Source organism: Streptomyces griseorubiginosus, assembly GCF_001514195.1.
Classification (GTDB): domain Bacteria; phylum Actinomycetota; class Actinomycetes; order Streptomycetales; family Streptomycetaceae; genus Streptomyces; species Streptomyces griseorubiginosus.
Genome location: NZ_KQ948735.1, coordinates 826,559 through 846,029, shown reverse-complemented (window position 1 = coordinate 846,029; position 19,471 = coordinate 826,559). Strand labels below are relative to the sequence as shown.

Annotated in this window: 16 protein-coding genes; 10 read left to right on the top strand and 6 right to left on the bottom strand. The window is 70.8% G+C overall.

Features of this window, described 5'->3' with window-relative positions; translation table 11 throughout:
* Nucleotides 1-45 precede the first annotated feature (45 nt).
* Nucleotides 46-1,080 carry a LacI family DNA-binding transcriptional regulator gene (locus AQJ54_RS10160; RefSeq protein ID WP_030325414.1) on the top strand — a complete coding sequence of 345 codons (1,035 nt, stop codon included), beginning with the start codon at nucleotides 46-48 and terminating at the stop codon, nucleotides 1,078-1,080.
* 176 nt (nucleotides 1,081-1,256) lie between these two features.
* Nucleotides 1,257-2,099: a phosphatase PAP2 family protein gene (locus tag AQJ54_RS10155; RefSeq protein ID WP_062236172.1), complete on the top strand. Its 843-nt coding sequence runs from the start codon at nucleotides 1,257-1,259 to the stop codon at nucleotides 2,097-2,099.
* Here the strand turns inward: AQJ54_RS10155 and AQJ54_RS10150 are convergent.
* A complete protein-coding gene (locus AQJ54_RS10150; RefSeq protein ID WP_062236169.1) occupies nucleotides 2,096-2,977 on the bottom strand; it encodes a LysR family transcriptional regulator in 882 nt (293 codons plus the stop codon). The genes AQJ54_RS10155 and AQJ54_RS10150 overlap by 4 nt on opposite strands.
* A gap of 71 nt (nucleotides 2,978-3,048) precedes the next feature.
* Between AQJ54_RS10150 and AQJ54_RS10145 the strand changes: the two genes are divergently transcribed.
* Nucleotides 3,049-3,972, top strand: coding sequence for a DMT family transporter (locus tag AQJ54_RS10145; protein WP_063806406.1), 924 nt, complete (start codon nucleotides 3,049-3,051; stop codon nucleotides 3,970-3,972).
* Here AQJ54_RS10145 and AQJ54_RS10140 read toward each other — a convergent pair.
* Nucleotides 3,960-6,947 (bottom strand): bifunctional [glutamine synthetase] adenylyltransferase/[glutamine synthetase]-adenylyl-L-tyrosine phosphorylase, encoded by a 2,988-nt coding sequence (locus AQJ54_RS10140; protein ID WP_062236168.1) that lies wholly within the window; start codon nucleotides 6,945-6,947, stop codon nucleotides 3,960-3,962. The genes AQJ54_RS10145 and AQJ54_RS10140 overlap by 13 nt on opposite strands.
* A 176-nt stretch (nucleotides 6,948-7,123) precedes the next feature.
* Between AQJ54_RS10140 and AQJ54_RS10135 the strand changes: the two genes are divergently transcribed.
* Both AQJ54_RS10135 and AQJ54_RS10130 read left to right on the top strand, forming a co-directional pair.
* The gene (locus tag AQJ54_RS10135; protein WP_062236165.1) at nucleotides 7,124-7,633 is read left to right on the top strand and encodes a pyridoxamine 5'-phosphate oxidase family protein; all 510 of its coding nucleotides are present in this window, start codon (nucleotides 7,124-7,126) and stop codon (nucleotides 7,631-7,633) included.
* A 49-nt stretch (nucleotides 7,634-7,682) separates the two neighbouring features.
* Complete coding sequence (locus AQJ54_RS10130; protein WP_062236162.1) at nucleotides 7,683-8,120, top strand: VOC family protein; 438 nt, start codon at nucleotides 7,683-7,685, stop codon at nucleotides 8,118-8,120.
* Nucleotides 8,121-8,174: 54 nt separating this feature from the next.
* Here AQJ54_RS10130 and glnA read toward each other — a convergent pair whose 3' ends face one another.
* On the bottom strand, nucleotides 8,175-9,536 hold the full coding sequence (glnA, locus tag AQJ54_RS10125; RefSeq protein ID WP_020141203.1) for a type I glutamate--ammonia ligase: 1,362 nt from the start codon (nucleotides 9,534-9,536) through the stop codon (nucleotides 8,175-8,177).
* 340 nt (nucleotides 9,537-9,876) lie between these two features.
* Between glnA and AQJ54_RS10120 the strand changes: the two genes are divergently transcribed.
* The 3 genes from AQJ54_RS10120 to AQJ54_RS10110 all read left to right on the top strand — a co-directional run bounded on the left by AQJ54_RS10120 (nucleotide 9,877) and on the right by AQJ54_RS10110 (nucleotide 13,232).
* Complete coding sequence (locus AQJ54_RS10120) at nucleotides 9,877-10,536, top strand: thioredoxin-like domain-containing protein (RefSeq protein WP_062236159.1); 660 nt, start codon at nucleotides 9,877-9,879, stop codon at nucleotides 10,534-10,536.
* Nucleotides 10,537-10,547: 11 nt separating this feature from the next.
* Entirely contained in the window at nucleotides 10,548-11,147 is a 600-nt protein-coding gene (locus AQJ54_RS10115; RefSeq protein WP_062236157.1) for a DUF305 domain-containing protein, read from the top strand.
* Nucleotides 11,148-11,291: 144 nt separating this feature from the next.
* Entirely contained in the window at nucleotides 11,292-13,232 is a 1,941-nt protein-coding gene (locus AQJ54_RS10110) for a S53 family peptidase (RefSeq protein WP_062024967.1), read from the top strand.
* An 82-nt stretch (nucleotides 13,233-13,314) separates the two neighbouring features.
* Here AQJ54_RS10110 and AQJ54_RS10105 read toward each other — a convergent pair whose 3' ends face one another.
* A complete protein-coding gene (locus tag AQJ54_RS10105; protein ID WP_062236155.1) occupies nucleotides 13,315-13,716 on the bottom strand; it encodes a hypothetical protein in 402 nt (133 codons plus the stop codon).
* A gap of 107 nt (nucleotides 13,717-13,823) precedes the next feature.
* On the opposite strand from AQJ54_RS10105, the gene AQJ54_RS10100 reads away from it, so the two are divergent.
* A complete protein-coding gene (locus AQJ54_RS10100) occupies nucleotides 13,824-15,860 on the top strand; it encodes an NAD(+) synthase (protein WP_062236152.1) in 2,037 nt (678 codons plus the stop codon).
* 75 nt (nucleotides 15,861-15,935) lie between these two features.
* Here the strand turns inward: AQJ54_RS10100 and AQJ54_RS10095 are convergent, their stop codons facing one another.
* Together AQJ54_RS10095 and panB are read right to left on the bottom strand one after the other, a co-directional pair.
* The gene (locus AQJ54_RS10095; protein ID WP_248845336.1) at nucleotides 15,936-16,607 is read right to left on the bottom strand and encodes a VOC family protein; all 672 of its coding nucleotides are present in this window, start codon (nucleotides 16,605-16,607) and stop codon (nucleotides 15,936-15,938) included.
* Between the two features lie 167 nt (nucleotides 16,608-16,774).
* A complete protein-coding gene (panB, locus tag AQJ54_RS10090; RefSeq protein ID WP_062024972.1) occupies nucleotides 16,775-17,641 on the bottom strand; it encodes a 3-methyl-2-oxobutanoate hydroxymethyltransferase in 867 nt (288 codons plus the stop codon).
* A 181-nt stretch (nucleotides 17,642-17,822) separates the two neighbouring features.
* On the opposite strand from panB, the gene AQJ54_RS10085 reads away from it, so the two are divergent.
* Entirely contained in the window at nucleotides 17,823-19,418 is a 1,596-nt protein-coding gene (locus tag AQJ54_RS10085) for an MFS transporter (RefSeq protein WP_062236149.1), read from the top strand.
* The last annotated feature ends 53 nt before the right edge of the window (nucleotides 19,419-19,471 follow it).

Below are 19,471 nucleotides of genomic sequence, written 5' to 3'. Positions count from 1 at the left end.
AACAGAGGGACCGCGATGACGATACGGCCGGTACAGTCCGGTGCCGTGACCACACGGCTAGCCGACATCGCTGCTCAGGCGGGGGTGAGCGAAGCGACGGTCAGCCGCGTCCTCAACGGGAAGCCCGGCGTCGCCGCGACCACCCGCCAGTCCGTGCTCGCCGCACTCGACGTCCTGGGATACGAGCGCCCGGTCCGGCTGCGGCAGCGCAGCGAGGGTCTGGTGGGCCTGATCACCCCGGAGCTGGAGAACCCGATATTCCCGGCCCTGGCCCAGGTGATCGGGCAGGCGCTGACGCGGCAGGGCTACACCCCGGTGCTCGCCACCCAGACCCCGGGCGGTTCCACGGAGGACGAGCTCACCGAGATGCTCGTCGACCGGGGCGTGGCGGGCATCATCTTCGTCTCCGGACTGCACGCGGACACCTCCGCGGACATGCAGCGCTATGAGCAGCTGCGGGCGCAGGGCGTGCCGTACGTGCTGGTGGACGGCTTCTCGCCGAAGGTGCAGGCGCCCTTCATCTCCCCCGACGACCGTGCCGCGATGAACCTTGCGGTGACCCACCTGGTGTCGCTGGGGCACACCAGGATCGGCCTGGCCCTCGGCCCCAAGCGGTTCGTGCCGGTGCAGCGCAAGATCGAGGGGTTCGTGCGCACCATGCAGGACCAGCTCGGCCTCCCCGCCGCGACCGTCGAGGAGAAGCTGGTCCAGCACTCGCTCTACACCCTGGAGGGCGGCCAGGCGGCGGCCACGGCCCTCATCGAGCGGGACTGCACGGCGGTGGTGTGCGCGAGCGACATGATGGCGCTCGGCGCGATACGGGCGGCCCGGCAGCTGGGCCTCGACGTGCCGAAGGACGTCTCGGTCGTGGGCTTCGACGACTCCCCGCTGATCGCCTTCACCGACCCGCCGCTGACGACGATCCGCAAGCCGGTGCCGGCCATGGGGCAGGCGGCCGTGCGGACACTGCTGGAGGAGATCGGCGGAACGCCCGCGCCGCACAGCGAGTTCGTGTTCATGCCGGAGCTGGTGGTACGGGGTTCCACGGCGTCGGCGCCCGGGGAACGCACGCGGCCGTAGCGGACGCCACCCCGAGGAACCCCCTCCTCCCCCCCTCCTCCACAGGGCGGAGGAACCGGGCGCTATCCACATCCCGGGGAGGAGAAGGGGACAGTCTTCCCGCCGTAGGACATGCGGCCCGAACCCGACCAGGGGATGATCGGGGGGACAGGGCCTTTCTGGCAGACTTTGTGTCTATGGGTGACTCGACCGTGACCAGTCTGGAAGACCGTGAGAACACGGCCGTTCCCGACTCCCTCACGGCCTCGGAACGACCCCGTCTCCTGCGCCGGCTGCGCACCCCGCGCCGGCCGCGCCTCTGGTTCGAGATCCTGCTGATCGCGGTCAGTTACTGGACGTACTCGCTGATCCGCAACGCGGTGCCGGAGCAGCGGGCGCAGGCCCTGCGCAACGCCGACTGGATCTGGCGGATGGAGCACCATCTCGGCATCGCCGTCGAGGAGTCCGTCAACCACGCGGTGAACTCGGTGACTTGGCTCATCGTCGGGATGAACTACTACTACGCCACCCTGCACTTCATCGTGACGCTGAGCGTCCTGGTGTGGCTCTTCCGCTGCCATCCGGGCCGGTACGCGGCGACGCGTCTGGTGCTGTTCGCGACCACGGGCGTGGCACTGGTCGGCTACTACCTGTATCCGCTGGCGCCCCCGCGGCTGATGAACGGCGGTGACTTCGTCGACACCGTCATGGTCCACCAGACCTGGGGCTCGATGGCCTCCGGCGACCTCAAGCACATGTCCAACCAGTACGCCGCGATGCCGTCCATGCACATCGGCTGGTCCCTGTGGTGCGGGCTGACGATCTTCGCGCTGGCGTCGGTGCCGTGGGTGCGGGTGCTCGGCCTCCTGTACCCGGTGGCGACCCTGCTGGTCATCGTCGCCACCGCCAACCACTTCTGGCTCGACGCGGTGGGCGGTGTCCTGTGCCTGCTGTTCGGCTTCACGGTGGCCCGGCTCTGGTACGGGACGCTGCCGTACCGGCTGCCGAGGACCGTTCCGCACAGAGGGCGGCCCAGCTAGCTCGCGGCCGCCTCCCGCAGCGCGGCGACGAACGCCTCCAGGGCCGACTGCGGCGACGCCGTCTCCCGTACGGCCGCCTGGATCGCCCGCGTGGGTTCCGGGCCCCTCAGCGGGCGTACGACGACGTCGGGGTGCCGTCCGCCCAGGCCGAGACGGGGGATCAGGGTGACCCCGAGTCCCGCCGCGACGAAGCCCTGTGCGGTGGCGTAGTCCTCGCTGTCGACGACGAAGCGGGGCTGGAACCCGGCTGCCGCGCAGGCGCCGAGCTGGGCGTCGAGACACGGCCCGGGCCACTCGCTGCCGACCCAGGGTTCGTCGGCCAGGTCGGTCAGCCGGAGGGTGCGACGGGCCGCGAGGGGGTGGGCCTTCGGCAGCACGGCGAGGTAGGGGTCGTCCAGCAGGTGCAGCAGCCGTACGCCGTCGTGGTCACCCGGTCCGACGACCAGGGCCAGGTCGGCCCGGCCCTCCCGGACGTCCGGCAGCGGGTCGGGGCCGGCCAGTTTCAACTCGATCCGCACGCCGGGCCGTTCGGACCGCAGCCGGGCCACCGCGGGGGCGACCAGACGTGCCCCGGCCGTGGCGAAGTAGCGCACCGAGAGGCGGGCCGTGCGGCCCGCGAGCAGGTCCGCGAGGGCCGTCTCCGCCTCGGCGACTCGCCGGCCGATCGCGTCGGCGTGCTCGGTGAGCAGCAGCCCCGCGGCGGTGGGCCGCACACCCCTCCCGACCCGTTCGAGGAGTTCGGTCCCGGCCTCCTTCTCCAGCGCCGCCACCTGCTGGCTGATCGCGGAGGGCGTGTACCCGAGCCGGGCCGCGGCCGCGGTGACGGAACCGGTGCTCACCACGGCCGCCAGCATCTGCATCCGTCGCACATCAAGCATGTACTCCAGCTTAACGATAACTCCAGGATCTTTCACTTGTCCTCACAAGTCCGGTCGGGGACGGTGGAGTCATGTCTCCCGCCTCCACCCTTCGCATGGGTGTTCTCGCGCTCCTATGGGGCTCCGGGTTCCTCTGGATCAAGCTGGCCCTCGACCACGGCCTGTCCCCCGCCCAGATCACGATCGCGCGGTGCGCGCTGGGGACGGCCGTGCTGTTCCTGCTGGCCCGGGCCGCCGGCCAGCGCCTGCCCCGGTCCCGCGCCACCTGGGGTCACCTGGTCGTGGCGGCCCTGTTCTGCAACGCCGTCCCCTTCGCCCTGTTCGCGGTGGGCGAGCAGACCGTCGACTCCGGCGTCGCGGGCGTCCTGAACGCGACGACTCCGCTGTGGTCCCTGCTGATCGGGGTCCTGCTGGGCACGGACCGCGGTCTGCGTCCGCTCCGGCTGACCGGCCTGCTCCTCGGCTTCGCCGGCACCGTCCTGATCTTCGCCCCCTGGCACCGCTCGGGCCTGCTGACCTGGGGCGCCCTGGCCCTCCTCGCCGCCGCCGCGAGCTACGCCGTGGCCTTCGCCTACATGGCCCGCAAACTCACCTCGGGGCAGGCCCCGTTGGCCTACTCCGCGGCCCAACTCCTCATGGCGACGGCGTGGACGACCCTGTCGGTGCCGGTAGCGGGCCCGGTGTCCGCCGACCTCACGGCGCTAGGGGCGGTCACGGCCCTCGGAATCCTGGGCACGGGGGTCACCTTCTACCTCAACTACCGCCTGATAGCGGACGAGGGCCCGGTCGCGGCGTCAACGGTGGGCTACTTGTTGCCGGTCGTGTCGGTAGCGCTGGGGGCTTTGGTACTGGACGAAAGGGTGGGATCCAGGGTGTTGACAGGCATGGTGATCGTCTTGACAGGGATCGCGCTGACCCACCTAGGGGCGCGGGGAACTGCGCGACCAGCCCCCACGCGCCCGCAGCCGAAATCCGAACCCCACTACGCCCCGTAGAACAACTCCTCCACCACACCCCGAGCCCGCCGAGCAGTACGCCGGTAATCATCCAGCATGTCCCCCACATGACCGGCCTCGTACCCCAAGTACCGCCCCACAGCGGCCAGTTCCCGCGCCTCGGAGGGAAACGTGTCCCCCGCCCGCCCCCGCACCAGCATCACCGCGTTCCGCACGCGCGTCGCCAGCACCCACGCCTCGTCGAGAATCGCCGCGTTCTCGGCCGAGATGAACCCGGCGTCCCGCGCCGCGGCGAGCGCGGCCCGCGTACGGGTCGTCCGCAGCCCCGGCTCCCCCGCCCCGTGCCGCATCTGGATCAGCTGGACCGTCCACTCGACGTCCGACAGCCCCCCGGGCCCCAGCTTGGTGTGCAGCTTCGGGTCGGCGCCCCGGGGCAGCCGCTCGGACTCCATGCGTGCCTTCAGCCGCCGGATCTCACGCACCGCGTCGTCGCCGAGGCCGGCGGCCGGGTAGCGCAGCGGGTCGACGAGCTCGATGAACCGGCGGCCCAACTCCTCGTCCCCGGCGACCGGTTCGGCCCGCAGCAGCGCCTGTGACTCCCAGACCAGGGACCAGCGGCGGTAGTAGGCCGCGTACGACGTCAGGGTGCGGACCAACGGCCCCGACTTGCCCTCGGGGCGCAGGTCGGCGTCGATCAGCAGCGGCGGGTCGGCGCTCGGGATCTGGAGCAGCCGGCGCATCTCGGAGACGACCTTGTTGGCTGCCTGGGAGGCCTCGCGCTCGTCGACGCCCTCGCGGGGCTCGTGCACGAACAGGACGTCCGCGTCGGAGCCGTAGCCCAGTTCGTGGCCGCCGAAGCGGCCCATGCCGATGACGGCGAACCGGGTCGGCAGGGTGTCGCCCCAGCCCTCCCGGACGACCGCGCGCAGGGTGCCGGCGAGGGTGGCGGCGGTCAGGTCGGACACGGCGGCGCCGACCAGGTCGACCAGGGCGCCCTGGTCCGGTTCGGCGGGCTGGGTCTCGGTGCCGTAGGAGCCGACGATGTCGGCGGCGGCCGTACGGAACAGTTCCCGGCGCCGGACGCCGCGGGCCGCGGTGACCGCCTGGGCGGCGCCGTCGGCGCGGCGGACCGCGGCGAGGGTCTCCTGCTCCAGGGCGTCGCGCCCGCGGGGTGCGAGGCCGCCGCCGTCGCCGTCCCCGAGGAGGGCGACGGCCTCGGGGGCGCGCATCAGCAGGTCGGGGGCGAGCCGGCCGGCGGACAGGACACGGGCGAGGTTCTCGGCGGCGGCGCCCTCGTCCCGGAGCAGCCGCAGGTACCACGGGGTCTTGCCCAACGCGTCGGACACCTTGCGGAAGTTGAGCAGTCCGGCGTCCGGGTCGGCGGACTCGGCGAACCAACCCAGCAGCACCGGAAGGAGAGTTCGCTGAATGGCGGCCTTGCGGGTGACGCCGGAGGCGAGGGCCTCCAGGTGGCGCAGCGCGGCGGCCGGGTCGGCGTACCCGAGCGCGACCAGCCGCTCCCTCGCGGCTCCGGTGCTCAACCGGATCTCGCCGGGCCCGAGTTGGGCCACGGCGTCCAGCAGCGGCCGGTAGAACAGCTTCTCGTGCAGCCGTCGTACGACGGAGGCGTGCCGCTTCCACTCGCGGTTCAGCTCGGTCACCGGGTCGGTGCGCAGGCCGAGGGAGCGGCCGAGGCGGCGCAGGTCGGTCTCGTCCTCGGGGACGAGGTGGGTGCGGCGCAGCCGGTAGAGCTGGATGCGGTGCTCCATGGAGCGCAGGAAGCGGTAGGCCTCGTCGAGCTGGGCGGCGTCGGCGCGGCCGACGTAGCCGCCGGCGGCGAGGGCCTGGAGGGCGTTCAGGGTGGTGCCGCTGCGCAGCGAGCCGTCCTCGCGGCCGTGCACCAACTGGAGGAGCTGGACGGCGAATTCGACGTCCCGGAGGCCACCGGGGCCGAGCTTGAGCTGGCGGTCGAGCTCGGCGACGGGGATGTTCTCGACGACGCGGCGGCGCATCTTCTGCACGTCGGTGACGAAGTTCTCGCGCTCGGCGGCCTTCCACACCAGCGGTTGGAGCGCCTCGACGTAGCTCTCGCCGAGTTCGAGGTCGCCGGCGACCGGGCGGGCCTTGAGGAGGGCCTGGAACTCCCAGGTCTTGGCCCAGCGCTGGTAGTAGGCGAGGTGGGAGGAGAGGGTGCGCACGAGCGGCCCGTTGCGTCCCTCGGGCCGCAGATTGGCGTCGACGGGCCAGATGGAGCCCTCGACGGTGGTCTCGGAGCAGATGCGCATCATGTGCGAGGCGAGCTTGGTGGCGGCGCGCAGGGCCTTGCCCTCGTCGGCGCCGTCGGCGGTCTCCGCCACGAAGATCACGTCGACGTCGGAGACGTAGTTCAGCTCGTGGCCGCCGCACTTGCCCATCGCGACGACCGCGAGCCGGCACATGTCGGCGTCCTCGGGGGCGGCCGCGCAGGCCATGGCGAGCGCGGCGCGCAGGGTCGCGGTGGCGAGGTCGGCGAGCTCGGCGGCGGTCTCGGCGATGTCGGTGGTGCCGCACACGTCCCGGGCGGCGATGGACAGCAGACAGCGGCGGTAGGCGACGCGCAGCGAGACGGGGTCGCCGGCCTCGGCGAGGCCCCGCTCGAACTCCGCCACGCCGGGGTGGAGGTCGCTCGGCTCGTAGGTGACCAGCGCGTGCCAGTCCCTGGGGTGGCGGGCGAGGTGCTCGGCGAGCGCGGCGGACGCGCCGAGCACGCCGAGCAGCCGGTCCCGCAGGGGCTTGGCCGCTATCACCGTGTCGAGCAGCTCCCGGTCGGACTGCGCCTCCAGGAGCCGTACGAGGCCGTGCAGCGCGAGGTCGGGGTCGGCGGTGGCACCGAGGGCCTCGAGCAGCACCGGGTCATTGCGTACGGCGCTCAGTTCGGGGCTGTCCAGCAGCCGCTCGGCGGCGGACGGATCGGTGAAACCGTGCCGCAGCAGTCGCGTGAAGGTACTGCTCCTGCGCCCCGGCGCCGCGGTCATCCCCGGTCTCCCGTCCGATCCAGTTGCATGTCGATCGAGCGTAACCGCAGAGGCGGGGAGAAGCGCCGGGGAGCGGGTGGGGGGATGTGGGTAGGGGGAAGGTGGAAAGGTCGGACAGGGAGTGTCGAGCCGGACATCCGCGGTTGCCCGGGTGTCCCCGAGCCGGAGGCCGCGTGATGACCGAGCAGGAACCCGAGACCCGTCTCGACCAGCGCTACAGCGACCCCGACGCGCGGGCGACGCCGTGGGCCGACGCCGAGTCGCTGCTGGCCTCCGCCGAGCTGTTCTGGATCTCGACGGTGCGCCCGGACGGGCGCCCGCACGTCACACCGCTGCCCGCGGTGTGGGCGCACGGGGCACTGCACTTCTGCACCGGACCCGAGGAGCGCAAGGCGCGGAACCTCCCGCACAACCCGCACGTCACGCTGACGACCGGCACCAACATCTGGGACAAGGGCTACGACCTGGTGGTGGAGGGCGAGGCGGTGCGGGTCACCGACGACACCCGGCTGCGCGAGCTGGCCGCGGCGTGGGAGGCGAAGTACGGCGACTTCTGGCGCTTCGAGGTACGGGACGGGTACTTCCATCACGGCCCGGGACACGCCGTCGTCTATGCGGTGGCGCCGCGGACGGTTTTCGGCTTCGGTAAGGGACAGCCGTTCAGCCAGACGCGCTGGCGCTTCTGAGGACGGCCGCATGTGACGGATGTACTGACGTCGACGAGGGAGTCACGCCATGGACATGAGCCTCGAAGTGATCCTGCTGCCGGTCACGGACGTGGACCGGGCCAAGGAGTTCTACCGCGACAAGGTCGGTTTCCACGTGGATCTGGACGGCGAGGTGATGGAGGGCGTCCGCATCTGTCAGCTGACCCCGCCGGGCTCGGGCTGTTCCATCGCTTTGGTGGACGGTCTCCAGGTCCCCACGGGCGCCCCGCAGCCCGGCACCTACCACGGCATGCAGCTGTGCGTGACGGACGCGAAGGCGGCGTACGAGGAACTCACCGCCCGCGGCCTGGACGTCAGCGAGCCGGTCCAGTTCGCCCCGCAGGACGGCGCCACCTTCATGTACTTCAAGGACCCGGACGGCAACGGCTGGGCGATCCAGGAGTACAAGCGCCGCGAGACGGAACCCCTGCACCAGGTCCTGGCGGACCAGGCGGCGGCCCGCTAGCCGCAGCAGACGGGGCCGGCGGTCGGTGACCGTCGGCCCCGTCGCGCGGTGCCCTTACAGCACCGGCAGGTTCTTGCGGAGCTCGAAGGCGGTCACCTCGGAGCGGTACTCCTCCCACTCCTGCCGCTTGTTGCGCAGGAAGAAGTCGAAGACGTGTTCGCCGAGGGTTTCGGCGACCAGGTCGCTGCGTTCCATCAGGGTGAGGGCCTCGCCCAGGTTCTGCGGGAGGGGCTCGATGCCCATCGCGCGGCGCTCCGCGTCCGAGAGGGCCCAGACGTCGTCCTCGGCGCCCGGCGGGAGCTCGTAGCCCTCCTCGATGCCCTTGAGGCCGGCGGCCAGCAGGACGGCGTAGGCCAGGTACGGGTTGGCTCCGGAGTCGATCGAGCGGACCTCGATCCGCGCGGAGCCGGTCTTGCCGGGCTTGTACATCGGGACGCGCACCAGGGCCGAGCGGTTGTTGTGGCCCCAGCAGATGTACGAGGGGGCCTCGCCGCCGGCGCCCGCGGTGCGCTCGGTGCCGCCCCAGATGCGCTTGTAGGAGTTGACCCACTGGTTGGTGACCGCGGAGATCTCCGCCGCGTGCTTGAGCAGGCCCGCGATGAAGGAGCGGCCGACCTTGGAGAGCTGGTACTCCGACCCGGACTCGTAGAACGCGTTGCGGTCGCCCTCGAAGAGGGAGAGGTGGGTGTGCATGCCGGAGCCCGGGTGCTCGGAGAACGGCTTCGGCATGAACGTCGCCTGGACGCCCTGCTCCAGCGCCACCTGCTTCATGACCAGGCGGAACGTCATGATGTTGTCCGCCGTCGAGAGCGCGTCGGCGTACCGGAGGTCGATCTCCTGCTGGCCGGGGGCGCCCTCGTGGTGGGAGAACTCGACCGAGATGCCCATCGACTCCAGCATGGTGATCGCCTGGCGGCGGAAGTCCATGCCGATGTTCTGGGGGGTGTGGTCGAAGTAGCCGGAGTTGTCGGCCGGGGTGGGGCGCGAGCCGTCCAGCGGGCGGTCCTTCAGCAGGAAGAACTCGATCTCCGGGTGGGTGTAGAAGGTGAAGCCCAGGTCGGAGGTGCGGGCCAGGGCACGCTTGAGGACGTAGCGCGGGTCCGCGAAGGACGGGGAGCCGTCGGGCATGAGGATGTCGCAGAACATCCGGGCCGTGCCGGGGGCCTCCGCGCGCCAGGGCAGCACCTGGAAGGTCGACGGATCCGGCTTGGCGATCATGTCGGACTCGTACACGCGGGCGAAGCCCTCGATCGCGGAGCCGTCGAAGCCGATGCCCTCGTCGAAGGCCTGTTCCAGTTCCGCCGGGGCCACGGCGACGGACTTGAGGAAGCCCAGCACGTCCGTGAACCACAGGCGTACGAACCGGATGTCGCGCTCCTCCAAGGTCCGGAGCACGAACTCCTGCTGCTTGTCCATCTTCGACTTCCCCATCCTTGCTGGTCAGGCCGCCTGTCTCCGTGTCCCGCAGGAGGCGGTCGGGCACCTGAGCATCACACCACAACGGAGTTTCGTGCGCGTTGCCGACCTTGATCGCCCGGGCGACCCGGGTGTGAACGCCTCACGTCCGGTGGATGTACTGCTCTGCCGCCCATCTTGCCTGCTCGGACTGACATACGTAATGCCCGGCCCGCCCCGTCTCACCCGGCGCCCCGGGTTTCCTGCGGGCTCCCTACGAGAAGCCGCTGCCGCCCCACTACGATCAGCGGACCGATCGTCACCGTCCGCCCCGCCCCTTTCCCCCAGAAGGACACACCTCATGGGTTCCGCCAAGAAGAGCACCACCGCGGCACGCAAGGCGCGCATAGAGGAGATGCGGCGCGCCGAACAGGCCCGTGCGCGCCGCAACCGGATCCTCGTGATCACCGCCAGCGTGCTCGCCGTGGCCGGTCTGACCGCCGGGACCGTCGCCCTCGTCCAGTCGCAGTCCGACGACAGCACGGCGGCGGAGGGCAAGGGCAAGGGGCACTTCGTGACGGGCTCGGACGGCGTCAGGACCTGGAAGGGCACGCTGGGCCGCACCCATGTCGTCAAGACCGTGAACTACCCGATGGAGCCCCCGGTCGGCGGCGACCACAACCAGGTGTGGATGAACTGCAACGGCGACGTCTACACCAAGGCGCTCAACAACATGAACGCCGTGCACTCCCTGGAGCACGGCGCGGTCTGGGTGACGTACACCAGTAAGGCGAAGAAGGCCGACGTCGACGCGCTCGCGGCCAAGGTGAAGAAGACGCCGTACACGCTGATGAGCCCGGACGACAAGCAGAAGGACCCGATCATGCTGTCGGCGTGGGGCCACCAGCGGACGGTGACGAGCGCGACCGACCCTGACGTCGACAAGTTCTTCGCGAAGTTCGTGCAGGGCGAGCAGACGCCCGAGCCGGGCGCGGCGTGCACGGGTGGTCTGGGGCAGTGAGGTTCGCGGGAGTGGCCGTGGCCGTGGCGGGGGTGCTCGTCGCGGCCGGGGCGATCACCTACGCCGTCGCGGAGGACGGCTCCGCCGACACGCCCACGGCCGAGTCGGCGGACGCGGGCTTCGCGCGCGACATGGCCATACACCATCAGCAGGCGGTCGAGATGTCGTACATCGTGCGGGACCGCACCAAGGACGTGGAGGTGCGGCGGCTCGCCTACGACATCGCGCAGACGCAGGCCAACCAGCGCGGGATGCTGCTGGGCTGGCTGGATCTGTGGGGGTTGCCGAAGGTGTCGGCGGATCCGCCGATGACGTGGATGGGCATGGGTGACATGCCCTCGGCGGGCGAGGGTTCGCTGATGCCGGGCATGGCGACCGACAGCGAGATGAAGAAGCTGGGCACGCTCAACGGCAAGCAGGCCGAGATCTTCTATCTCCGGTTGATGACGGAGCATCACCGGGGCGGCATCCACATGGCGAAGGGCTGTGTGGACAAGTGCACGGTCGGGGTGGAGAAGCGGCTCGCGCAGGGCATGGTCGACGCACAGCAGTCGGAGATCGACCTGATGGCGGGGATGCTGAAGGAGCGGGGCGCGAAGCCGGGATCATAGAGGGTTAACCCTCTAACCAGCCTTTTTCTTTAGGTTAGTTGGACTCTTCTTGGCATGACCATTCCCCTGGCATGAACGGTTCGTCGCAAGAGTGGCCACACCGTCGAGTGATCACTCGCCGAAGAACCGCATTCAGGGGGTTCCATGAGATCCAACCGCGCCAAACTTCGCGCCGGAGTGAGCATGGCGGCGACACTGCCGATGCTCGCGGGCGCGCTGGCGCTGGGTATACCCGCGGCCCACGCCGCGGACACCCCGGCCCGTGACACGCTGGCCGGCACGAAGCCCGCGTGGGCCACGGCCAAGGCGGACAAGGGCGCCACCTCGGACAGCGCCAAGGTCTCCGCCCGGGTCTACCTCGCCGGCAAGGACGCCGCCGGTCTCGCCGCCTACGCGAAGGCCGTGTCCGACCCGAGCTCCGCGTCGTACGGCAAGTACCTGAGCGCCGGTCAGGCGCAGGCCCGCTTCGGCGCGACCAAGGCGCAGGTCGCCGCGGTCAAGTCCTGGCTGACGTCCGCCGGTCTGAAGGTCACGGGCGTCCACGAGCACTACGTCGCCGTCACCGGTGACGTGGCCTCCGTCGAGAAGGCCTTCGGGACCCAGCTGCACAACTACGTCAAGGGCTCGAAGACCTACCGTGCCCCCGACAAGGCCGCGTCCGCGCCGGCCGGCCTCGACGGTGCCGTGCTGACCGTCACCGGTCTGGACAACGCGCCGCACAAGGCCAGCAGCAAGGACCAACTGCCGCCGCCGGACGCCGTGTTCAAGAACTCCGGGCCGTTCTCCTCGTACTACGGCTCGAACACCGCGAGCACGCTGCCCAGCGCCTACGGCACGAAGATCCCGTACGCGATCAAGGGCTACACGGGCAAGCAGCTGCGCGCCGCCTACGGCGCCGGCAAGTACACCGGCAAGGGGGTGCGGGTCGCCATCACCGACGCGTACGCCTCGCCGACCATCGCCTTCGACGCGGCCACGTACGCGAAGAAGAACGGCGACGCGGCCTACAAGACCAGCCAGCTGCGCCAGGTGCTGCCCGACGGCTACACCAACACCGAGGCCTGCTCGGCGGCCGGCTGGTACGGCGAGGAGACCCTCGACGTCGAGGCCGTGCACGCGGTCGCGCCGGACGCGAACATCACGTACGTGGGTGCCGCGTCCTGCCTGGACGACGACCTGCTGGACTCGCTCAGCAAGGTCGTCGACAACCACCTCGCCGACATCGTCTCCAACTCGTGGGGCGACATCGAGGCGAACCAGACGCCGGACCTCGCGGCCGCCTACGACCAGGTCTTCCAGTTCGGCGCGGTCGAGGGCATCGGCTTCTACTTCTCCTCCGGCGACAACGGCGACGAGGTCGCCAACACCGGTACGAAGCAGGTCGACACCCCGGCCAACTCGGCGTGGGTGACGGCGGTCGGCGGTACCTCGCTGGCGGTCGGCAAGGGCGACAAGTACCTGTGGGAGACCGGCTGGGGCACCGAGAAGGCCACGCTGTCCACGGACGGCAAGAGCTGGACCAACTTCCCCGGCGCGTTCACCTCGGGCGCGGGCGGCGGCACCAGCAAGACGGTCGCCGAGCCCTTCTACCAGAAGGGTGTCGTCCCGAACGCGCTCGCCACGGCGAACAACGCCACCGGCAACCGCGTGGTCCCGGACATCTCCGCGATCGCCGACCCGAACACCGGCTTCCTGGTCGGGCAGACCCAGACCTTCCCTGACGGCTCGCAGCAGTACAGCGAGTACCGCATCGGCGGCACCTCGCTGGCCTCGCCGGTGATCGCGGCCGTGCAGGCGCTGGCGCAGCAGGCGTCCGGCGGCAAGGCGCTCGGGTTCGCCAACCCGTCGATCTACTCCAAGTACGGGTCGCGGGTGTACCACGACGTCACGGACAAGCCGACGGGCACCGACCTCGCGGTGGCGCGCGTCGACTTCGCCAACGCCTTCGACGGCTCCGAGGGTCTGCTCACCTCGGTGCGCAGCCTCGGCAAGGACAGCTCGCTGTCCGCGGTGAAGGGCTACGACGACGTGACGGGTGTGGGTACGCCCGCAGACGGTTACGTCCAGTCGTTCAACCGGCACTGATCGGGGCGCATGCCCCAAGGGCCCGGTCCCGGAGGTGGGAACCTCCGGGACCGGGCCCTCCCGTTCGTCCGGTCCCGCCGCGTCAGGCGCGCCCGCGGCGGCCGTTCACCGCGTGGATCGCCAGGCCCGCGACCAGCAGGAGGGCCCCGACGACGAGGAACGGCACCGGTGAGTACTCGTCGGTGCAGCTCTGGCCGCCCGTCACCGTGCGGCACACCTCCCCCGGGCCGCCCCGGTTCAGATAGGCGAGGTAGAACGCGGGGAGGGCCAGTCCCGCCACGGCGCCCACGGCAGCGCGGCCCGGGCCCTTGCGGATCAGGAGCACCGCGGCCACCGCGGCGAGCACCAGGAAGGCCGCCCCCACCGTCAGGATCGCCGCCAGGCCGACACCCGCACACGCTCCCACCAGGAGCCAGGCCAGGAACCAGCCCCAGTCCGTCGCGAGGTGCGCACCGTCGTCCCTTGTATCGCTGATGCCGGTCATAACGCCTATTGAAGACAAGGTCATGACAATCCGGCAATGGGCCGCGCGCGTAAGGCTCCTCACACCCCCACCAGCTATAGCGTCGCTCTGACGATTACACTGGACCCGTGCCTCAGCCGAACTTCTGGTCCATCTATCAGCACGGGTTCGCACGCGTCGCCGCGTGTACGGGTCACACCGTCATCGCGGACCCGCCCGCCAACGCCGAAGCGGTTCTGCGTCACGCGCGCCGGTGCTCCGAGGAGGGGGTCGCCGTCGCGGTCTTCCCGGAGCTGGGGCTGTGCGGGTACTCCATCGAGGACCTGCTGCTCCAGGACGCGCTGCTGGACGAGGTCGAGGCGGCCCTCGCGGAGGTCGTCGCCGGGTCGGCCGAGCTGCTGCCGGTGCTGGTCGTCGGCGCCCCGCTGCGCCACCGCAACCGGGTCTACAACTGCGCGGTGATCGTGCACCGCGGCCGGGTCCTCGGGGTCGTGCCGAAGTCGTACCCGCCCAACTACCGCGAGTTCTACGAGCGTCGGCAGATCGGCGACGGCGCCGACGAGCGGGGCGGCTCGATCCGGGTCGCCGGCACCGCCGTACCGTTCGGCGTGGACCTCCTGTTCGAGGCCGGTGACGTGCCCGGCCTGGTGCTGCACGCGGAGATCTGCGAGGACATGTGGGTGCCCGTGCCGCCCAGCGCGGAGGCCGCGCTCGCCGGTGCGACCGTCCTGGTCAACCTGTCCGGCAGCCCCATCACGGTCGGCCGGGCCGAGGACCGCAAGCTGCTGTGCCGCTCGGCGTCCTCCCGCTGCCTGGCCGCCTACGTCTACGCGGCGGCCGGACTCGGCGAGTCGACCACCGACCTGTCCTGGGACGGGCAGGCCATGGTCTACGAGAACGGCGTACTGCTGGCCGAGACCGAGCGGTTCCCGCAGGGGGACGAGTACGCGGTGGCCGACGTGGACCTCGACCTGCTGCGGCAGGAGCGGATGCGGATGGGCACGTTCGACGAGAACCGGCGCACCCACCAGGCCCGCACCGGTGACTTCCGCACGGTGTCCTTCGAGCTCGACCCGCCCTCGGGCGACCTGGGACTGAAGCGGCGTCTGGAGCGGTTCCCGTTCGTGCCGGCCGACGCCGAGCGGCTCGCCCAGGACTGCTACGAGGCCTACAACATCCAGGTCGCCGGGCTCCAGCAGCGGCTCGCGGCGATCGGCGGCCCGAAGGTCGTCATCGGGGTGTCCGGGGGCCTCGACTCCACCCACGCGCTGATCGTGGCCGCCCGTGCGATGGACCGCGCCGGGCGCCCGCGCAGCGACATCCTGGCCTGGACACTGCCCGGCTTCGCGACCAGCGACCACACCAAGGACAACGCCCACAAGCTGATGGCCGCGCTCGGGGTCACCGCGGCGGAGCTGGACATCACGCCGACCGCGCGGCTGATGCTTCAGGAGATGGGCCACCCGTTCGCCTCCGGCGAGCCGGTGTACGACGTCACCTTCGAGAACGTCCAGGCGGGCCTGCGCACCGACTACCTGTTCCGGCTCGCCAACCAGCGCGGTGGCATCGTGCTCGGCACCGGGGACCTCTCGGAGCTGGCGCTCGGCTGGTCCACGTACGGCGTGGGCGACCAGATGAGCCACTACAACGTCAACTCGGGCGTGCCGAAGACGTTCATCCAGCACCTGATCCGCTGGGTCATCAGCAGCGGCCAGTTCGACAAGGAGACCGGCGAGATCCTGGCCGCGATCCTCGACACCGAGATCAGCCCGGAGCTGGTGCCGGGCGAGGAGATGCAGTCCACCGAGTCGAAGATCGGGCCGTACGCGCTGCACGACTTCACGCTCTTCCATGTGCTGCGATACGGCTTCCGGCCGTCGAAGATCGCCTTCCTGGCCTGGCACGCGTGGCACGACGTGGAGGCGGGCGAGTGGCCGCCCGGCTTCCCCGAGGACAAGCGCGGGACGTTCGACCTGCCCGAGATCCGGCGCTGGCTCGAGGTCTTCTGCAAGCGCTTCTTCGCGTTCGCCCAGTTCAAGCGATCGGCGATGCCGAACGGCCCGAAGGTGTCGGCGGGCGGCTCCCTGTCCCCCCGCGGCGACTGGCGGGCCCCGTCGGACAGCTCGGCGAAGGCGTGGCTGCGGGATCTGGAACGGTTCGACTGAGCGGTGCGGGCCGGTGGGGGTGCGCGTCCTGGGGGCTGCGCCGCCAGACCCCCGTCGGCCCGAAGGGCCTCGTCCTCAAACGCCGGACGGGCTGGTTTTTCTGACCGGCGCGCTGCTGCGCCCCCTCCCCCGTCCCGTCATCTCCGCGTCAAAGGTCTCCTGCGCCACCCGCATCGACTCCGCGTACTCCGGCATCGCAAGCCGCCGCCACATCTCCTCCTCCGGCACGTCCTCGACGTGGGCGACCACCCACCAGATGGTGCCGAAGGGGTCCCTGATCCGGCCGCCTCGCTGGCCGAAGGCGCTGTCCGACAGGTCCGTGACCACGCGTGCACCCGCCTTGAGGGCCCTGGCGAAGGTGGCGTCCGCGTCCTGGACGAAGACACGCAACAGGCTCGGCATCACCGGCCAGTCCGGGCTGCGGTCGAAGGCCAGGACCACCGTGTCGCCGATCCGGATCTCTGCGTGTCCGACGGCCCCTGACTCGGTGGCGACCCGGCCGAGCTCCTCACCCCCGAACACCTCGGTGACGAAATCGAGGAAGGCCCCGGTGTCGTCGGTGACGACCCACGGGGCGACGGTGGTGTACCCCTCAGGTGCGGCGCTGGTCTGCTCGGGCGCGGTGCGGGTCCGCCCGGATGCGCCGCTGGTCCGCCCGGATGAGCCGCTGGCCCGTCCGGATGCTGCGCTGGTCCGCCCGGATGCGGCGCTCGTCGGCTCGGCTGCGGCGCTGGTCTGATCGGACATGTCGGCCCCTTCGTCGGTGTCGGACACCTGTGACGCTAGGGGGCCAGTAGGACAGCTCCTGTCCTCGTGAGCCGTCCGGAGACAGAGGACGCCCCGCCGACTGGGGGAAGATCGGCGGGGCGCTTGGTGCCACAGTGGCTCCGAGGGGCCGGAGTGGGCCGTGGGCCCTAGTGCACGGAGTGCTCCTCCAGCGGGAAGGTGCCGCCGACGACGTCCTCCGCGAAGGCCTTCACCGCTCCGGTCATGACCTCGCGCAGGTTGGCGTACTGCTTGACGAACTTCGGCACCCGGCCGCCGGTGAGGCCGAGCATGTCGGTCCAGACCAGGACCTGCGCGTCGGTCTCGGGACCGGCGCCGATGCCGACCGTCGGGATGTGCAGCACCCGGGTGACCTCGGCGGCGAGCTCCGCCGGGACCAGCTCCAGGACGACCGCGAAGGCGCCCGCGTCCTGGACGGCCTTGGCGTCCCGCAGCAGCTGCTGGGCCGCCTCCTCGCCGCGGCCCTGGACGCGGTAGCCCATGGCGTTGACGGACTGCGGAGTCAGGCCGATGTGGGCCATGACCGGGATGCCGGACTCGACGAGCAGCCGGATCTGTTCGTGGGAGCGCTCGCCGCCCTCCAGCTTCACGGCGCCGACACCCGCCTCCTTGACCAGCCGGGTCGCCGAGCGCAGCGCCTGCACCGGGCCCTCCTGGTAGGACCCGAAGGGCAGGTCACCGACGATCAGGGCGCGCGAGGTGCCCCGTACGACGGCCGCCGCCAGCATGGTCATCTCGTCCATGGTGACGGGCACGGTGGTCTCGTAGCCGAGGTGACAGTTGCCCGCGGAGTCGCCGACCAGCATCACGGGGATGCCGGCCTCGTCGAAGACGGCGGCGGTCGTCGCGTCGTAGGCGGTGAGCATGGGCCACTTCTCGCCGCGTTCCTTGGCGAGGGCGATGTCCCGGACGGTGATGCGGCGCGTGCCCTTGCCCCCGTACAGCGCCTTGCTGCCGTCGGAGGGCTTGGTGTGGGCAGCCGAAAGCTGCGTCATTGCAACGGCTCCTTACGTCATCTCGAGGCGCCCTGACGGCGTCCCCGGATCACCTCCATGGTGGCACCTCGTGCCAGTCAGGGCCAGGGGCGGTCGGTGTGACCGTTCCGGCACGTAAGGTCTCGGCAAAGAATTACGATACGAGACGGTGCCGTATCGGAAATCCTCTACGCTCGACGGCATGACTACCGCAGTCCCTGACTCCCGGATCCCGGAGGCGGTGCACCGGCGCCGCTGGGCCATCCTCGGCGTGCTGATGCTCAGCCTGCTGATCGTGGTGCTCGACAACTCGATCCTGAACGTCGCGATCAAGACGATCTCGACCCCCGCGCCGACCGGACTGGGCGCCACCCAGAGCGAGCTGGAGTGGGCGATCAACGCCTACACCCTGGTCTTCGCCGGACTCCTGTTCACCGCGGGGCTGCTCGGTGACCGGCTCGGCCGCAAGAAGGTGCTGCTGGGCGGCCTGGTGGTGTTCGGTGCCGGTTCCGCCCTCGCCGCGTTCTCCGGCTCGCCGGGCCAGCTGATCGCCTTCCGGGCGCTGATGGGCCTCGGTGCCGCCTTCGTGATGCCGGCCACGCTGGCCGTCCTGATGAACGTCTTCGAGCGTGACGAGCAGCCCAAGGCCATCGGCATCTGGGCGGGCGGGGTCGGCCTCGCCATCGCCATCGGCCCGATCACCGGCGGTGTCCTCCTGGACCACTTCTGGTGGGGCTCGGTCTTCCTGATCAACGTGCCGATCGTGGTGCTCGCCCTGGTGCTGATGCTGTGGCTGGTGCCGGACTCCCGCGACCCGAACCCGGGCCGGATCGACCCCGTCGGTGTGGTGCTGTCGGTCATCGGCCTGGTTCTGCTGGTCTACGGCATCATCAAGGGCGGCCAGCTCGCCGACTTCACGGACGCCACCGTGCTCGCGACCATGGGCGCCGGACTCGCCGTGCTCGTCGCCTTCGTGGTGTTCGAGAAGCGCAGCGACCATCCGTCGATCGACATGAACTACTTCAAGAACAAGGTCTTCTCGGCCGCGATCGGCGCCATAGGGCTGGTCTTCTTCGCGCTCATGGGTGTGACGTTCTTCTCGGTGTTCTACACCCAGAGCGTGCGCGGCTACTCGCCGCTCCAGACCGGTCTGCTGATGCTGCCGCTGGCCGCCGCGCAGCTGATCTTCGCGCCGCGCGCCCGCCTGGTCGTCGACCGCTTCGGCAACAAGGCGACCACGACGGGCGGCATGCTGCTGATCGCCGCGATGCTGGGCGCGTTCACCGTGCTGGACGCGGACACCCCGATCTGGCTCCTCGAAGTGATCTTCTTCCTCATGGGCACCGGCATGGCGCACATCATGACGCCGACCAGTGTCGTGATCATGCAGGCCCTGCCGCGCGAGAAGGCCGGCTCCGCGTCGGCGCTGAGCAACACCTTCCGGCAGGTCGGCGGCGCGCTCGGCATCGCCGTGCTCGGCTCGGTGCTCTCCACGGCCTACCGCAACGGCATCGAGTCCCACCTCGCGGCCGTTCCGGCGGGCGTACGGCACACCGCGGGCGAGTCCATCGAGGCCACCCTCGGCGTCGCCGCGAAGCTCGGCCCCCGCGGTGACGCCCTGGTCGGTCCCGCCAACGACGCCTTCCTGCACGCGATGCACGTCACCGCGCTGTGCGGGGCCGGGGTCGCGGTGGTGGGCGCCCTGGTGGTGGCGCTGTTCCTGCCGGGCCGGCCGACGGAGCCTCAGCGAGGGGCGGAGGAGCAGGAGTTGGTGACCGCGAGCGAGCAGGGCGAATAGGGCGTGTCGGGCAGGTAGGGCGTGCGGGGCGAACCGGAACGGCCTGATCCGGT

What these genes read in the sequence shown, in the direction of transcription:
- AQJ54_RS10135 (WP_062236165.1), top strand. Translation starts at nt 7,124, where the DNA reads ATGACCGAGCAGGAACCCGAGACCCGTCTCGACCAGCGCTACAGCGAC.
- AQJ54_RS10110 (WP_062024967.1), top strand. Translation starts at nt 11,292, where the DNA reads ATGAGATCCAACCGCGCCAAACTTCGCGCCGGAGTGAGCATGGCGGCG.
- AQJ54_RS10085 (WP_062236149.1), top strand. Translation starts at nt 17,823, where the DNA reads ATGACTACCGCAGTCCCTGACTCCCGGATCCCGGAGGCGGTGCACCGG.
- AQJ54_RS10120 (WP_062236159.1), top strand. Translation starts at nt 9,877, where the DNA reads ATGGGTTCCGCCAAGAAGAGCACCACCGCGGCACGCAAGGCGCGCATA.
- panB (WP_062024972.1), bottom strand. Translation starts at nt 17,641, where the DNA reads ATGACGCAGCTTTCGGCTGCCCACACCAAGCCCTCCGACGGCAGCAAG.
- glnA (WP_020141203.1), bottom strand. Translation starts at nt 9,536, where the DNA reads ATGGACAAGCAGCAGGAGTTCGTGCTCCGGACCTTGGAGGAGCGCGAC.
- AQJ54_RS10095 (WP_248845336.1), bottom strand. Translation starts at nt 16,607, where the DNA reads ATGTCCGATCAGACCAGCGCCGCAGCCGAGCCGACGAGCGCCGCATCC.
- AQJ54_RS10130 (WP_062236162.1), top strand. Translation starts at nt 7,683, where the DNA reads ATGGACATGAGCCTCGAAGTGATCCTGCTGCCGGTCACGGACGTGGAC.
- AQJ54_RS10155 (WP_062236172.1), top strand. Translation starts at nt 1,257, where the DNA reads ATGGGTGACTCGACCGTGACCAGTCTGGAAGACCGTGAGAACACGGCC.
- AQJ54_RS10140 (WP_062236168.1), bottom strand. Translation starts at nt 6,947, where the DNA reads ATGACCGCGGCGCCGGGGCGCAGGAGCAGTACCTTCACGCGACTGCTG.
- AQJ54_RS10150 (WP_062236169.1), bottom strand. Translation starts at nt 2,977, where the DNA reads ATGCTTGATGTGCGACGGATGCAGATGCTGGCGGCCGTGGTGAGCACC.
- AQJ54_RS10105 (WP_062236155.1), bottom strand. Translation starts at nt 13,716, where the DNA reads ATGACCGGCATCAGCGATACAAGGGACGACGGTGCGCACCTCGCGACG.
- AQJ54_RS10145 (WP_063806406.1), top strand. Translation starts at nt 3,049, where the DNA reads ATGTCTCCCGCCTCCACCCTTCGCATGGGTGTTCTCGCGCTCCTATGG.